This is a genomic window from Bacillus rhizoplanae, from assembly GCF_917563915.1.
Classification (GTDB): Bacteria; Bacillota; Bacilli; order Bacillales; family Bacillaceae_G; genus Bacillus_A; species Bacillus_A rhizoplanae.
The window spans coordinates 257,476-272,018 of record NZ_CAKJTI010000003.1; the positions used below are offsets into that span (position 1 = coordinate 257,476).

Here is a 14,543-nt window from a genome sequence, read left to right on the forward strand (position 1 = left end):
TGCCCGTAAAAGCCCGATTGGTTCAACTAACCATCAGTGGGGAATGAAAAACCCCCCACTAATGGAAGTTTCACTTTATTGTAATAAATCATATTGGAAAATTGGAAAAATATAGCGTAATTTGTCTATCGAAAAATCTTTGCTTATAAAAATAGATTGTCTACAATGAGAATAAGTTTCTGAATATTTATAAAATTTAGTAATTAACACATTCATGGGAGGGGATTTTCTATTATTCGCATTGAAAAGAAAGGGGACGATATGAAGTGAAACAAGAAACGTCTGCTCGTAAATTAAATAGTGAAATCAATTACACAGAAGTAGTACAATCTGCTGAATTTCAAAATTTGTTACAAGCAAAGAAAAAATTTATTGTACCGATGAGCATTTTCTTTTTTAGTTTTTTTATTGCCTTGCCTATTTTAACATCATATTCAAAAGTGCTTAATACACCAGTGTTTGGTGATATTACATGGGCATGGGTGTTTGCTTTTGCTCAGTTCGTTATGACGTGGGCCCTGTGTATGATCTATAGTAAAAAAGCAGAATCATTTGATCGGTTATCGAATCAGATTCTTGAAAACATAGATAAAGAGAGGGGATAAATCTTGAATACAACAGCTTTTACATTGTTTTTAGTAATTGTTCTTGGAACGCTCGTCATTACGTACTATGCATCGAAAAAAACAAAAAATGCAAGCGATTTTTATACAGCAGGCGGTGGATTAACAGGGTGGCAAAATGGTTTGGCGATTGCGGGTGATTACATGTCCGCTGCTTCTTTTCTTGGAATTGCTGGAGCAATAGCATTAACAGGGTTTGATGGGTTCTTTTATAGTATTGGTTTTCTTGTTGCCTATTTAGTTGTATTATATCTTGTTGCAGAGCCGCTTCGAAATCTGGGGAAATTTACGTTAGCAGATATGATTGCAGCACGTTTTGATGCAAGAAAAGTACGCGGAGTAGCAGCGCTTAATACGATGACAATTTCGATTTTTTATATGATCGCACAGTTAGTCGGGGCAGGAGCACTTATTAAATTATTATTAGGAATCGAATACACAACATCTGTATTGATTGTTGGGACATTGATGACTGTATATGTTATTTTTGGCGGAATGACAGCAACGAGCTGGGTCCAAATTGTTAAAGCAGTATTATTAATGGCAGGTACATTTATTATTTCTGTTATTGTGTTTGCGAAGTTTAATTTTAGTATTACAGAAATGTTTGCACAAATGAAGACAGCAACACCGTTGAAAGAAGCATTTTTAAATCCAGGTGTAAAGTATAAAGATGGTTTAGATACCATTTCTTTGAATTTAGGACTTGTTCTTGGTACAGCGGGATTGCCGCATATTCTCGTTCGTTTCTTTACGGTTCGTGATGCCAAAACAGCTCGTCAATCCGTTGTATATGCAACATGGTTAATCGGAGCTTTTTATATTATGACAATCTTCTTAGGGTTTGGAGCGGCGGCATTTGTTGGGAATGGGGCAATTGTGAAAGCGAATGCAGCAGGTAATATGGCAGCGCCAATGCTAGCGAAAGCGTTAGGTGGAGACCTTTTGTTTGCTTTCGTTTCGGCAGTAGCATTTGCGACAATTTTAGCTGTAGTAGCAGGACTTGTTTTAACAGCTGCATCAGCGTTTGCTCATGATTTCTATAATGAAATTTTACGCCGCGGAAAAGCGACGGAAAAAGAACAAGTGAAAATGGCACGCTATGCTTCAGTTGGAGTTGCAGTATTTTCTATTATTTTAGCGTTATTTGCACAAACATTAAATGTAGCGTTCCTTGTATCGCTTGCATTTGCTGTTGCGGCGAGTGCAAACTTACCAGTTATTTTATTCACGATATATTGGAAGCGTTTTAATACGACCGGTGCAATTTGTGGTATGCTTGTTGGCTTAATTTCTGCTATTGTCCTCGTTGCGCTGAGTCCAAATGTATGGAATCCGGTGGCTGGAAAAGCAATTTTTGTTGGGGAGCCGTTATTTCCATATACAACACCAGGCATAGTCTCCATTCCACTTGGATTTTTAGCTGCCTATTTAGGGACGATTTTATCTAGTAAGAAAGAAGATGCCGCGAAATTTGATGAGATATTAGTAAAGTCGAATACAGGACATGGCATTAGTGATGTATCGGCGCATTAAGAAACAGAGTGCTTTCTGGCTAAAGGAAAGCACTTTTGTTTGTTATTTTACTAAATAACATTTACTAATTTTCTCTTGTCAACTACCCCCCACTTAAATTCTAACGAATCTTGAAGTGGGGGCTTGTAACTCTACTACACGTTATACAAACAGTCTAGCGACCTCTAACCTCAAGCGTAGGTTACTATAGGTAGGCTGACAGCTACCCAACATAAGAAGTCATGCTTCTAATGTCATTTTGTGATGGTACTCAATTCCCATTTGTCTTAGATTCATTGCTCCGATTCTATCGTCATTCGATTCGTATTGGCATGTTGTACAACAAAATGTATGTGCCTTCTGATTGCGATTCTTTTTGTTTGTATTTCCACACTTCGGACATTTTTGGCTTGTATACGCAGGGTCAAATGCAATTACTTTTATATTGTTCATAATCCCTTTATACTCAAGCATTTGTCGTAGTTGGTGAAACGCCCATGATAGACGATAGTATCTGTCACGTTTACGAACAGTAGTTGTTAAATTAATCCCTGTTAAGTCTTCAATCGCAATTAACGAGTGTTTTCCTGCAAATTGGATAAGTGCCTTCGACAATACATGATTTATGTTTGTCATGAAACGGTTTTCTTTTCCACTTACTTTTTGGAGTTTTCGTTTTGCCGATTTTGTACCATGGGCTTGCAGTCCTTTTCGTAAACGGACATATCTTGCTTTTGTTTCCTTTATGGATGCTCCACTTTTAAATAGGTGATTGTCGTTACTGTCGATAGCTGTAGCTAAAAAGCGCATACCAAAATCAACACCAACAATATTTTTAATGGTGAAAGTGTCTTCAAATATTTTCTTTACTGCAAAATGCAAAAAGAATTTGCCTTTTTTATATACAAGTGTAGCTGTGCCGAATTCCCAAGAACCATCAAAATAGTGCTCTAACCCTTTTGTGATGAACGGAATTTTAATACGCCCTTGTAATGTACCAACGCTAACTAGCCCATCTTTTGTAAACGAGTAATCACGTCCATATGAGTATTGCAGTTTAGAACGTTTATATTTTACAAGTGTGTTTTCACCTTGTTCTTTTACGGTAGCATAACTTCCTGCAACAACCGTACACACATTACAAGCCATTTGAGATTTCAAACCAAATTGTTCTCGTAAGCCTGTATATACCAGTTGTTGTAACGACTTAAACTTAGATAACAAATTGTGTTTATAGGCTATTTGTGATGCATAATTTAATGCTTTTCGATTGACATGTAAAGTGTCTTGTAGCAACACCGCTTGTTCATTGGTAGGTAATATTTTTGTTTTTGCGGTAATAATAAGTTCCATTTTTCCACCTCCTTATTTTCAGTATATATATATTATATCATTATTTACTGAAAATAAGGAATATTCTTCCGTGCAAAAAGGCAATTCCTCCCCTACCTACTTACTGGTGCTATCGCATCTTCACGTTCCTTGAGAAAGGGGACACCTTGCCTAAAAGCGTTGAATTTTTTTATTAGCCGGTAGGATTTACATCATTTTTGTGGAATGAAAGTTTAGGAAGAGAAAAATTTAAATCATCATGAGGCACCGAACAGCTTTAGATATAAAAAGTTGTAATGGAAGGTGGAATGTATGGTGAAAACGAAGCAATCTGGAGAATTATTAGCAAAAGATGAAAAATACGTATGGCATGGAATGCGTCCGTATAGTCCAAGCAGTACAATGATTGGAACAAAGGCAGAGGGCTGCTGGGTGGAGGATAGTGAAGGAAAACGCTATCTAGATGGAATGAGCGGTCTTTGGTGTGTGAATAGTGGTTATGGAAGAAAAGAACTAGCTGATGCTGCGTATGAACAGTTACAAAAGCTTTCCTATTTTCCAATGTCACAATCACATGAGCCGGCAATTCAATTAGCAGAGAAATTAAATGAGTGGCTTGGTGGGGAATACGTTATTTTCTTCTCTAATAGTGGATCAGAGGCAAATGAGACAGCATTTAAAATTGCTCGTCAATATTATGCGTATAAAGGAGAACCGCATCGTTTTAAAGTTATGTCACGCTACCGCGGTTATCATGGAAATACAATGGCAGCAATGGCAGCAACAGGACAAGCACAGCGGAAATATCAATATGAGCCGTTAGCTGCAGGGTTCTTACATGTCACACCGCCAGACTGTTACCGCATGCCAGGAATTGATGTAGAGGATATTTATGATGTGGAATGTGTAAAAGAAATTGATCGCGTGATGACATGGGAATTGAGTGAAACGATAGCAGCATTTATTATGGAACCAATTATCACAGGCGGAGGTATTTTAATGCCGCCGCAAAATTATATGAAGGCTGTTCATGAAACGTGCAAAAAGCATGGGGCACTTCTTATTAGTGATGAGGTCATTTGTGGTTTTGGACGTACAGGAAAACCATTTGGATTCATGCATTATGATGTAAAGCCAGATATTATTACGACGGCAAAAGGAATTACAAGTGGATATTTACCATTGTCCGTAACGGCAGTGAAAAAAGAAATTTATGAGGCGTTTCAAGGGGCGGGAGAATACGAGTTTTTCCGTCATATTAATACATTTGGCGGAAATCCAGCAGCTTGTGCATTAGCACTTAAAAATTTAGAAATTATGGAGAACGAAGGATTGATTGATCGTTCTGCTCAAATGGGATCTCTTCTATTAGAACAATTAAAAGAAGCGATTGGTGACCATCCATATGTAGGAGATATTCGCGGAAAGGGGTTACTCGTTGGAATTGAACTTGTAAACGATAAAGCGACGAAAGAGCCAATTGATGGGGACAAAATTGCAACGGTGATGAATGCTTGTAAAGAGAAAGGATTACTTATTGGTCGCAACGGTATGACAACAGCTGGTTATAATAATATTTTAGCATTAGCACCGCCGCTTGTAATTTCTAGCGAAGAAATTACGTTTGTTGTAGAAACAGTGAAAGCGGCGATGGAACGTATTTGATAAAAGGTGAAAGCGGGCCAGAAGGATAAGGCTCGCTTTTTAGTTTGCTATTTTTTGCAAAGAATACATACATGTATAATATACTTACTGCCCGCAATAGCGGGTTAAAGTGAAACTGTTGTTAACGGAACAATAAAAAGTGTGATTAGGTTAATGAATTTGAAATGAACGGAGAAATAGATATGTTATTAAATCAACGTTTTACAATCGGAGAAATGGCGAAAATGCATAATATTCCTGAATCAACATTGCGTTATTATGATGAAAAGGGTATCTTTCATCCAGCAATTGTTGATTCACAAACGAATTATCGATACTATACAATTGATCAATTTTCAATGCTAGATACGATTAAGTTTTTACGTCAGTTAAACATACCGCTAAAAGAAATTAAACGATATATAGATGAAAGAACACCATCATTTGCATTGAATTTATTAGAAAAGCAGGAAGAGATGTTATTAAAAAAACAAAGGGAAATTGAATATACGTTAGCAAAAATAAAACATAAAATTCATTTAATGAAAGAAGCTATACAAACAGATGCTCACACTGTCTTTTTTACAGAACTACCAACGCGAAAAATTACGGCTCTTCCTATTACCAAAAATATAACGGATGACATGTTTGAATATTATATTCATTCACTTCAAAAAAATATGAAGCAAGTAGATGATAGCTTATTTTCAGGGGATCTAGGCGTTACTCTAGCAAAAGAGGCACTATTGAAGCATGATTTTCAAGCATACAATAGCGTATTTATTCTTCTTGATTATATGCTATTTGAAAGTGCTACTTCTAATGTAATTGAAGAGGGAATATATGCGTGTGCGTATCATCATGGACCATACGAAGAAACAGGTAAGACCTATAAGAGGTTGTTACAAGCTATTGAAAAAGATGATTATGAAATATGTGGTGATGCAATTGAATTAGCGTTAATTGATTGGTCTGTAACAAGTAATCCAATGGAGCAAGTAACAGAAATCCAAATCCCTGTGATCAAAAAAAGATAAAGTGAAACTTCCATCAGTGGGTGGCTTACTATCCGCAAATAGCGAGATACAATAAGTAAGGCATCATTAATAACAAAGTATATTTTTTACTTCTCTCTTGACCTTCAAGTAACTTGAAGGTTTAAAATATGAGCAGAGAGTCGTAAAGGAGAGTTTTGTTATGGAAGCAACTGAGAATTTAAGAGAAAAACCGATTAAAAGTTTATTTACTTCGTATTTAGTTCCGGCTGTACTTGGAATGGTACTGATGTCGGTGAATATTATGATTGATGCAGTTATGGTTAGCCGAGGTGTGGGTGCGAATGGTTTGGCAGGAGTGAATGTTGCCGTTCCCGCATTTTCTATCTTTTTCTCGATCTCATTATGGATTGGAATGGGCGGAGCAACAATGTATTCTATCGCTTTAGGAGAAAATAAAGTAGAGCGAGCACGTTCTATTTTCACGCAATCTATGACGGTAGCCGTTGCTATTGTTGGTGTGTTAATGATTATTTGTTTATGGAAAATAGAAGATATAGCTTACTTATTTGGAGCAAATGATGTAATTTTACCGTATTCATTAGATTATCTCCATGTATTATTCACATTTGGAATGGTATATGTATTAGAAAATGTTTTGAGTACATTTATACGAAATGATGGAAATCCGAATTTAGCTATGGCAGGTTTAATTATCACAGCGGTATTAAACATTGTATTTAATTATATTTTTATCTTCATTCTTGGCTGGGGTGTGACAGGATCAGCATCTGCTACAATTTTATCTGCAGCAATTGGCTTTCTTGTACTATTGAGTCATTTCTTTAGAAAAAACAGCATTTTAAAATGGACGAAACTAAAATTAGAGTGGCAAACAATAAAAGAAATTCTCGTGATTGGCTTTCCTAGCTTTACAACAGAAATCACAGCGGCGATTGTAACAATAGGTTTTAACGTTACTTTTATTCAATACGCTGGAGAGCAGGGCGTTGCATCATTTGCTATGGTAAACAGTATTCATGCCATAACGTTACTTTTATTCTTTGGAGTTGGGGCAGCACTACAACCTATCGCGAGCTTCCATTATGGTGCAAATTTATCGGAAAGGTTGAAAGAAGGGTTACAGCTTGCGGTAAAAACAGCTGTTGTACTCGGTGCTATCGCAACAATTATCGGTTTATTCTTTGGGAAATATCTTATCGGTTTATTTGACGTTCAATCTGCAGAATTATTAAATATGACGATAACAGGAATCTGTTTATTCTTCACGCAATATGTATTTTTAGGCTATAACATTGTATATGGAGAGTATTTTCAATCTGTAAGACAAACAATAAAATCTGCTTTTATTATATTGAGTCGCGGGTTACTGCTTATCATACCTCTTCTGTGGATCATGCCGAAATTGTTTGGTGTAAATGGAATATGGCTTGTAATGCCCGTGGCAGAATTATTAACAGCGTGTGTTGTATTTGCAATGAATCGCTTTTCACATCCAGTTTCTATACGAGTGTTGGCAGAAAAACATATATAATGATGAAATCCCCTTAATGTGTTAAGGGGATTTTTTGTTATTCATAAACAGGATTCCTACTTCAAAATTCTAAACAACACAAATAGGAGTCTCATTTTAATCTCAGTACGCTCTATGTAAAAAAATGCATTGGATACATGATTCGATATTCCTACTTGGAGTAGAAATATTACTTTTAAAGGATAGATTGGGTTGTATTGGAAAAAAGGCTACACAAGTGATTGGAAGAATATTAAGATGAAAAAATAAAGAGAGGGGAGTATTTGTAGAAATGCTAAAAAGAAAAAAGTGGATAACGTACGGCATGATTCTTTTGATGATTATAGTTGGCTATATGTGTGTATTACAATATATTATTTACAAGCATGGACATATGGAAGCGCCAAATGATGCAGATTATATGATTGTACTTGGTGCGCGTGTGAAAGGAACAGAACCTTCTTATTCTCTGCAATATCGTATTGATAAAGCCGCGGAATATTTAAAAACACATCAACAAACAATTGTAATTGTATCTGGTGGTAAAGGAAAAGGAGAGGATATTTCCGAAGCTTTGGCTATGAAACGAGGATTGATAAAACAGGGGATTCAAGAAGAACGAATTATAATGGAAGATCGCTCTACAAATACAGATGAAAACATAAAATTTTCAAAATCTCTTATTCCAGCAAATAAGAAAAAAGGAATTATCGTAACGAACGATTTTCATATGTATCGTGCAAAAAAGATTGCTGAAAAACAAGGATTGCAGTTAGAGGGATTGTCTGCAAGAACACCAAAACCTATTATCATTCAATCTAATGTTCGAGAATATTTAGCAATTACAAAGTATTGGCTCATGAATCAAATATAACGAGAAATCTTACAAAACTGTAATTTAGCTGAAAGGTAAAACGATAGTTTCTAAAGTTTTGGAATGGCATAATAAAAGTAACAAAAACAACAAAACTTTAGAGGTGAATCGTATGAAAAGCAATAATATTTTATCTTCATTATGTTATTTTAGTATTTTCTTTGCACCGTTCCTATTTCCAATTATCGTCTATTTTATTGCCGAAGGTGACGTGAAATATCATGCAAAAAAAGCACTATGGACGCACATAATTCCATTCATTATCTTATTTGGAGGCTTTGCTCTTTCGGGGGCAGTTGGTATTGGTATGGGAGACGCTGCAAGTATTGGTGTTGGTGTGATTGTAACCTATGTCATTTGTGCAGTTGTAGGAATTTATTATTGTGTTTGGAATATTGTAAAAGGTGTGAAGGTGTTGAAAGCAGCTTAATTATGTATGAAAGGATCAATCAAATAAGATTGGTCCTTTTTGTGTATCATTTTGTTATAAGCATATCGTTTGTCTGTATGCGAAAAATGTGTTAATTATTGAGTATTCAGACTACAGGAGGCGGGATGTTATGAATGAAATTATACATAAAATGGAACAACACGTATCAGTCCGTAAGTATAAGAAAGAATCGATTCCAAAGAATATAATCGAAAGAATGATTGAAGCAGCACAGCATGCGGCATCATCACATTTTGTGCAAGCATATTCAGTTGTCTATGTAACAGATGAAGCATTGAAAGAACAACTAGCGGAGCTATCTGGAAATCGTCACGTGAAAAGTTGCGCGGCATTCTTTGTTTGCTGCGCAGATTTAAAGCGATTAGAAATTGCATGCGAGAAGCATGGAACAGAAATTAAATCTGATACAACAGAAAATTTTATTGTGGCAACGGTAGATGCTGCCCTCTTTGCTCAAAATTTAGCGCTTGCTGCTGAATCCCTTGGATACGGTATTTGTTATATTGGCGGAATTCGTAATAACCCAGAGCAAGTAAGTGCATTGTTACATTTACCAGAGAAAGTATATCCAGTCTTTGGAATGACAATTGGTGTACCAGATGAAAATCATGGAGTGAAACCTCGCTTACCAGTTGGAGCTATTTTACATGAAAATGTATACGATGAGAAAAAATATAATGAATTATTAGATGAATATGATCACACGACAAACCAGTATTATAAGGAAAGATTGACAAATCAAAAGGATGTGACATGGACTGGTTCAATGAGTACGTTCATGTCGCAGGAGAAGCGATTGCATATGAAAGAGTTTTTAGTTAAAAAAGGATTTAATAAAAAATAAAGTGAAACTTCCATCAGTGGGGGGGCTTCATTCCCCACTGATGGAAAGCTCTCACCAATCGGGCTTTTACGGGCAGTTACCCCCACCTCGATTTTCTCTGAATCTCGAGGTGGGGGTCTTATTGCCCGTTAATGTGGGATAATGTAGAAAAAGCGGCTACTACATATGCCGCTTTTTTTAACGTATTTTGTAACCTTTCTACTGTTTACAAGCCTCTACATCAATCCCAGCAGCAATTAATTTCTTTTCCCCTTCTTGCTCAATAATCTTTTGTAATTTTGATAAGAACGAATCAAAATCTGTATGCTGTGCAACTTGGAATGTCATTTTATGTTCAATTGGAAGCCATGTATCAATGTCTGCCTCATTATGCTGGATTTTTACTTCTAGTTTATCTAGAGCGTTCGCTACTTTTGCTTCATATGTTTCTTTTTCTTCAAACTCCATCCATAGGTCATATAATTCTTCTCCAAGTGGACCGGATAGTGTATGTTTAATATTCAGGATTGCTTGCTGTTCGTTTTCTTGTTTTTTTCGCTTTAATTCTTCACTATTCATTGTATCAAACGCAGGAATATCACCAGCTTCAGCTTCGACCAAATCGTGAATAATCACCATTTTAAGTAACTTTTCTACATTCACTTCTTTATCTAAATAAGGCTGAACGAGGATAGCCATAAGTGACATACGCCATGTATGCTCTGCTACACTCTCTTGACGGCCGTTTGAAAGCCAGCTGTGCCGCATTTCATATTTTAGTTTTTCTGCTAGTGCAATGATTTTTAAAATACTATGTTCCATATAAATCCCCCTTTATATATTTCAATCTTAATACGAAAATGAAATGTGTCAATTTATGGATCTATATTTACAAAGTTTGATGAAACAGCAAGCAGTGGTGAATTACTAAAAATTCCAGTTGTTTCATCTGCACCAATTGTATTTATAACAGATGGTCAAGATTTTACACAGCATATGCATATTGCAACAGCTGAACATTTAGCAAAACAAATGAAGCGGTGCAGCAAAATATCGCGCGTCTACAAACAAAATCAGTTGATGCAAATATGAAAGCACGTCTTATGAAGCATGAAGACAAGAGCTTTACAATAGATGGAACAAATATCGCTAATTTGCCAAATGGAACAGCAGTTGTTCACAATTATATGTTAGAAAACTCAAATGTTGATATGACGAAAGAAATGACCGATCTTATGACAAACCAAAAGATGGTTCAAGCATCGCAGCGTGTCATGACAACATTTGATAAAGTGTACAATAAAGTATCCAATGAATTATTAAGATAAAGAAATGCTCGAAGAGGGCAATGAAATTAAATATTGAAAGAGTTGTATTTATTGGACGTACGTTTGATGAGTATTGTGATATGTTCCAATTGCGTGATGAGGACATACAAAATGAAAAAATATTAGATTGCCCAGCGGGTGCTTGTTCATTTACTGCAGTCGCAAATGCAAAGGGCGGCGACGTAACATCCTGTGATATTGTATACCAATTTGGTCAGAAAGATTTATATGAAAAAGGGCTGCAAGATGTGACACATACGATGGAACATATGGAAAAAGCAAAAGATAATTATATATGGAATTATTTTTCTAGTGGAGAAGATTTAAAGAAGCACCGCTTAGAAGCACTGCAAGTTTGTGCAGCTGACATGAAAAAAAATCCAGAGAGATACATATATGCAACATTGCCAAAGCTGCCATTTCAAGATGAAGAGTTTGATACGGTTGTATCAGCACATTTTTTATTCATGTATAGTGATAGTTTCGATTATGAGTTCCATGTTGATACGGTTACAGAGTTGCTCCGTGTTGTGAAAAAAGAAATAAGAATTTTCCCATGTATCGATTTAAAAGGTGAACGATATGAATTTTTAGATGAGCTCATAGAATACTTACGAAATAAAGGATGCGAAGTAGCAGAAGTACAAGTTCCTTATGAGTTTCAAAAAAATGGGGATACAATGCTGCAAATTAAGAAGGGCTGTTAGTATAAGTATAAAAAAAGATGACTTTTAAAGTCGTCTTTTTTTGTTTATTTAAAATTCAGAATATTATTGACTCAATTGAATTTTCTTTTTATATTAGTAGGTATAATCATAACTACTAAAGGGGAATGAGATTGTGAAAGAGTTGTAAAAGTTTGGTTTTTCTCAATATGAATGCAACGCTTATATCGGTTTATCCCGCACTAACGGGCAGTAAGACTCCCACCTCAAGATTCTGAGAAAATAAAGAAGATAGGTGGGAGATAACTGCCCGTAAGAGCCTGATTGGTTCAACTAACCATCAGTGGGGGAGGAAGAAAAACCCCCCACTGATGGAAGTTTCACTTTATTAGGTGAGCTGTTTTCTTACAAAAGGGTGAAGGGGGAGTTAGGGTGGAACGAGCAGCGGTATTAGAGTCGCAAGATGAAACGTTTATGCAGGGTGTGAAAGATTGTTTACCAACAGTTCTCGGTTATTTAAGCATTGGCGTTGCTTCAGGTGTTATTGAGAAAACAGCTGGATTCTCAATAACAGAAATTGCACTTATTTCATTACTGATTTATGCTGGCTCGGCACAGTTTATTATGGCTGGAATGTTTGTAGCGGGTGCACCAGCTTCTACTATTATTTTTACCGTTTTCTTTGTGAATCTAAGACATTTTTTAATGAGCGCAGTATTAGCTCCATACTTAAAAAAGGTATCAATTTGGAAAAATATAGTGATTGGCTCGCAAATTACTGATGAAACATTTGGCGTTGCAGCCCAGCATGTAACAGGAAAACAATATGTAAGTGAAAAATGGATGCTCGGTTTAAATGTGACAGGTTATGTAAATTGGGTAATAGCAAATATTATTGGAGGTATTTTGGCAGATTGGATACCAGACCCGCATACATACGGGATGGATTATGCACTTCCAGCGATGTTTATCGGATTGTTTGTTTTGCAACTTATGAATAGTCGTCCAAAGTTATTTGTTCATCTTTGCGTTGCCATTTCCTCAATTATGATTGCATTTCTTGCTCATTTCTTTGTATCAAATAGTGTTGCTGTTATTGTTGCAACACTTGCAGCAGCAACAATTGGGACGGTGATTGAAAAATGGAAGTAAGATGGGATGTATTACTTGTTGTACTTGGATCTGCAATCGTCACATTGCTTCCGAGAGTAGTGCCACTGCTTGTATTAAGTAAAGTAGAAATTCCAGAATGGGGGTTAAGATGGCTAAATTATATTCCAATTGCAATATTGGCTGCATTGTTAGCACAAACATTATTTATGAACGAAACGATGCAAGTGGATTATTTATTAGCGGCTATTCCGACGTTCCTTGTTGCAATTTTTACACGGAGCTTATTAGGTGCAGTACTAACGGGAGTTATTGTAATGTTTTTGTTACGTTTATTTCTCCCATTTTAATGGGGGTTAAGAAAACGATTGGTAGGGCTTGAGTAAATAAAATCCTCACTGATGAAAGTTTCATTTTTTGTAACAAGGATTATCTCATATTGCATCGAACTTTGTAATATAACGATTACAAAAGGGGTGGTGCCATGTTTATTTTAACAATTGGTGTTGTTATGTTTACAATGTTTTTATTTTTTATTATTGGGCTTACAACATATACAATGTTTGTTCAAAAAGTGACGCCTCAAATTTACTACACACCGTTTGAATCAATTACTGCACAATCACCTGTAGAGTTTCATGAGGAGCAGGAAGATAGGGAAGAAAGTGCGGATGTGGGTAAGGATAAAGATAGATAAAAAGTAATTTTGGTTGAAGGGGAAAAGAAATGAAGAAGTCGAAGGTAGCTAATATTACTGCTATTGTAACAATTTTTATCGTGCTAGGAATCTCTATTTTCTCACCTTACAATTATTTGAAACATGTTCATGCAGAAGGAATTTTGCAAGAACAAGGAATAAAAGAAGAATTTGAAGATAAAAACGTACAGAGTGTTACATATAAAGGCGATAATACTTATATTGTTAAAACAGATACGAAAGAATATGTTGTAATTCAAGAATATTACACACTTATGAATTATAAATGGAAGATATACGCGCTTGAGAAAACATGGGAATAAACGAAAAATAAATATAACAGAGGAGTAGGAGTTACTTCTCTGTTATGTTTTGAAGAAAAGAATTTATCATCTGATACCCTTGATCCGCAGCTTCCTCGTTGTATTTTGCAGAAAATGGATCAAGAAACCCGTGTTCTCCGTTAAGCTGTTTTATGTTTACAAGTGGTTGCCCTTTACTTTGTAAATTATTAATTAAAGCAGAAACTGAAAAACTAGTTTCGTTTGAAGGGAATAATAATAATGTAGGGCATGTCGGCACAATGTTTGTGTAATCACGAATACGTGAACCATAGCATCCGATAACAAAATCAATTTTATGATCTTCACTACATAACCAGGCAAGCGTTGCACCAACGCTAAACCCGAGAATTCCCACATGCATATAGTTATTTCGTAGTTCAGCGAGCATATCTTCAATATGTTGTATCCCCTGTTGAAATCCAACGTTCTTGAGAAAATGTGAATATGCCTCTGTTTCCTCATCGTAATGAAAAGGAGAGGAGCGATGTAATAAATTTGGACAAATAACATCTATAGTCGAAGAGGAAAATGTGTGAATGACATGCTTCATATGTTGGTTGATTCCATATATTTCGTGCAGAAGTAGAAGAGCAGTTTTCGGTTTTATC

At 35.8% G+C, this 14,543-nt stretch carries 16 protein-coding genes and 2 pseudogenes; 15 read left to right on the top strand and 3 right to left on the bottom strand.

Annotated features, from left to right (window positions below; translation table 11 throughout):
- The first annotated feature begins 266 nt into the window (after positions 1-266).
- Both LRP84_RS05210 and LRP84_RS05215 read left to right on the top strand, forming a co-directional pair.
- Positions 267-605: a DUF485 domain-containing protein gene (locus LRP84_RS05210; protein WP_230574099.1), complete on the top strand. Its 339-nt coding sequence runs from the start codon at positions 267-269 to the stop codon at positions 603-605.
- Positions 606-608: 3 nt separating this feature from the next.
- Positions 609-2,159 carry a solute symporter family protein gene (locus LRP84_RS05215; RefSeq protein WP_230574100.1) on the top strand — a complete coding sequence of 517 codons (1,551 nt, stop codon included), beginning with the start codon at positions 609-611 and terminating at the stop codon, positions 2,157-2,159.
- A gap of 219 nt (positions 2,160-2,378) precedes the next feature.
- On the opposite strand, the gene LRP84_RS05220 is transcribed toward LRP84_RS05215, so the two are convergent.
- On the bottom strand, positions 2,379-3,491 hold the full coding sequence (locus tag LRP84_RS05220) for an RNA-guided endonuclease InsQ/TnpB family protein (RefSeq protein WP_230574101.1): 1,113 nt from the start codon (positions 3,489-3,491) through the stop codon (positions 2,379-2,381).
- 291 nt (positions 3,492-3,782) lie between these two features.
- Between LRP84_RS05220 and LRP84_RS05225 the strand changes: the two genes are divergently transcribed.
- From LRP84_RS05225 to nfsA, 6 genes are all read left to right on the top strand, one after another.
- Positions 3,783-5,135, top strand: a complete 1,353-nt coding sequence (locus tag LRP84_RS05225) for an aspartate aminotransferase family protein (RefSeq protein ID WP_230574102.1) — start codon at positions 3,783-3,785, stop codon at positions 5,133-5,135.
- 182 nt (positions 5,136-5,317) lie between these two features.
- A complete protein-coding gene (locus tag LRP84_RS05230) occupies positions 5,318-6,151 on the top strand; it encodes a MerR family transcriptional regulator (RefSeq protein ID WP_230574103.1) in 834 nt (277 codons plus the stop codon).
- A gap of 160 nt (positions 6,152-6,311) precedes the next feature.
- Positions 6,312-7,664, top strand: coding sequence for an MATE family efflux transporter (locus LRP84_RS05235; RefSeq protein ID WP_230574104.1), 1,353 nt, complete (start codon positions 6,312-6,314; stop codon positions 7,662-7,664).
- A gap of 271 nt (positions 7,665-7,935) precedes the next feature.
- Positions 7,936-8,517: a YdcF family protein gene (locus LRP84_RS05240; RefSeq protein ID WP_230574105.1), complete on the top strand. Its 582-nt coding sequence runs from the start codon at positions 7,936-7,938 to the stop codon at positions 8,515-8,517.
- A 112-nt stretch (positions 8,518-8,629) separates the two neighbouring features.
- Positions 8,630-8,947 (top strand): magnetosome magnetite crystal formation protein family, encoded by a 318-nt coding sequence (locus LRP84_RS05245; protein ID WP_230574106.1) that lies wholly within the window; start codon positions 8,630-8,632, stop codon positions 8,945-8,947.
- 130 nt (positions 8,948-9,077) lie between these two features.
- Positions 9,078-9,812: an oxygen-insensitive NADPH nitroreductase gene (gene nfsA / locus LRP84_RS05250; RefSeq protein WP_230574107.1), complete on the top strand. Its 735-nt coding sequence runs from the start codon at positions 9,078-9,080 to the stop codon at positions 9,810-9,812.
- Positions 9,813-10,010: 198 nt separating this feature from the next.
- Here nfsA and LRP84_RS05255 read toward each other — a convergent pair whose 3' ends face one another.
- Entirely contained in the window at positions 10,011-10,613 is a 603-nt protein-coding gene (locus LRP84_RS05255; RefSeq protein WP_230574108.1) for an HD domain-containing protein, read from the bottom strand.
- A 57-nt stretch (positions 10,614-10,670) separates the two neighbouring features.
- Here LRP84_RS05255 and LRP84_RS05260 point away from each other — a divergent pair.
- The 7 genes and pseudogenes from LRP84_RS05260 to LRP84_RS05290 form a co-directional block, all read left to right on the top strand.
- Positions 10,671-10,883, top strand: a pseudogene (locus LRP84_RS05260) (hypothetical protein); the annotation flags it as partial.
- Positions 10,823-11,119 (top strand): annotated as a pseudogene (locus LRP84_RS05265) (flagellar basal body rod C-terminal domain-containing protein); the annotation flags it as partial. The pseudogenes LRP84_RS05260 and LRP84_RS05265, both read left to right, overlap by 61 nt.
- Positions 11,120-11,139: 20 nt before the next feature.
- Complete coding sequence (locus tag LRP84_RS05270) at positions 11,140-11,826, top strand: methyltransferase domain-containing protein (protein WP_230574109.1); 687 nt, start codon at positions 11,140-11,142, stop codon at positions 11,824-11,826.
- A 432-nt stretch (positions 11,827-12,258) separates the two neighbouring features.
- Positions 12,259-12,936: an AzlC family ABC transporter permease gene (locus LRP84_RS05275; RefSeq protein ID WP_230574165.1), complete on the top strand. Its 678-nt coding sequence runs from the start codon at positions 12,259-12,261 to the stop codon at positions 12,934-12,936.
- On the top strand, positions 12,927-13,244 hold the full coding sequence (locus tag LRP84_RS05280) for an AzlD domain-containing protein (protein WP_230574110.1): 318 nt from the start codon (positions 12,927-12,929) through the stop codon (positions 13,242-13,244). The genes LRP84_RS05275 and LRP84_RS05280 overlap by 10 nt, the downstream gene beginning before the upstream one ends.
- A 134-nt stretch (positions 13,245-13,378) precedes the next feature.
- The gene (locus LRP84_RS05285) at positions 13,379-13,591 is read left to right on the top strand and encodes a DUF3951 domain-containing protein (RefSeq protein WP_230574111.1); all 213 of its coding nucleotides are present in this window, start codon (positions 13,379-13,381) and stop codon (positions 13,589-13,591) included.
- A 29-nt stretch (positions 13,592-13,620) separates the two neighbouring features.
- Complete coding sequence (locus LRP84_RS05290) at positions 13,621-13,914, top strand: hypothetical protein (protein WP_230574112.1); 294 nt, start codon at positions 13,621-13,623, stop codon at positions 13,912-13,914.
- 31 nt (positions 13,915-13,945) lie between these two features.
- Here LRP84_RS05290 and LRP84_RS05295 read toward each other — a convergent pair whose 3' ends face one another.
- Positions 13,946-14,542 carry a dienelactone hydrolase family protein gene (locus LRP84_RS05295; RefSeq protein WP_230574166.1) on the bottom strand — a complete coding sequence of 199 codons (597 nt, stop codon included), beginning with the start codon at positions 14,540-14,542 and terminating at the stop codon, positions 13,946-13,948.
- Position 14,543 lies beyond the last annotated feature (1 nt).

Excerpts from the sequence above, each read along its gene's own strand:
- LRP84_RS05235 (WP_230574104.1), top strand. The coding sequence starts at position 6,312 with ATGGAAGCAACTGAGAATTTAAGAGAAAAACCGATTAAAAGTTTATTT.
- LRP84_RS05220 (WP_230574101.1), bottom strand. The coding sequence starts at position 3,491 with ATGGAACTTATTATTACCGCAAAAACAAAAATATTACCTACCAATGAA.
- LRP84_RS05275 (WP_230574165.1), top strand. The coding sequence starts at position 12,259 with ATGCAGGGTGTGAAAGATTGTTTACCAACAGTTCTCGGTTATTTAAGC.
- LRP84_RS05240 (WP_230574105.1), top strand. The coding sequence starts at position 7,936 with ATGCTAAAAAGAAAAAAGTGGATAACGTACGGCATGATTCTTTTGATG.
- LRP84_RS05255 (WP_230574108.1), bottom strand. The coding sequence starts at position 10,613 with ATGGAACATAGTATTTTAAAAATCATTGCACTAGCAGAAAAACTAAAA.
- LRP84_RS05270 (WP_230574109.1), top strand. The coding sequence starts at position 11,140 with ATGAAATTAAATATTGAAAGAGTTGTATTTATTGGACGTACGTTTGAT.
- LRP84_RS05230 (WP_230574103.1), top strand. The coding sequence starts at position 5,318 with ATGTTATTAAATCAACGTTTTACAATCGGAGAAATGGCGAAAATGCAT.
- LRP84_RS05290 (WP_230574112.1), top strand. The coding sequence starts at position 13,621 with ATGAAGAAGTCGAAGGTAGCTAATATTACTGCTATTGTAACAATTTTT.
- nfsA (WP_230574107.1), top strand. The coding sequence starts at position 9,078 with ATGAATGAAATTATACATAAAATGGAACAACACGTATCAGTCCGTAAG.
- LRP84_RS05245 (WP_230574106.1), top strand. The coding sequence starts at position 8,630 with ATGAAAAGCAATAATATTTTATCTTCATTATGTTATTTTAGTATTTTC.
- LRP84_RS05225 (WP_230574102.1), top strand. The coding sequence starts at position 3,783 with ATGGTGAAAACGAAGCAATCTGGAGAATTATTAGCAAAAGATGAAAAA.
- LRP84_RS05280 (WP_230574110.1), top strand. The coding sequence starts at position 12,927 with ATGGAAGTAAGATGGGATGTATTACTTGTTGTACTTGGATCTGCAATC.
- LRP84_RS05285 (WP_230574111.1), top strand. The coding sequence starts at position 13,379 with ATGTTTATTTTAACAATTGGTGTTGTTATGTTTACAATGTTTTTATTT.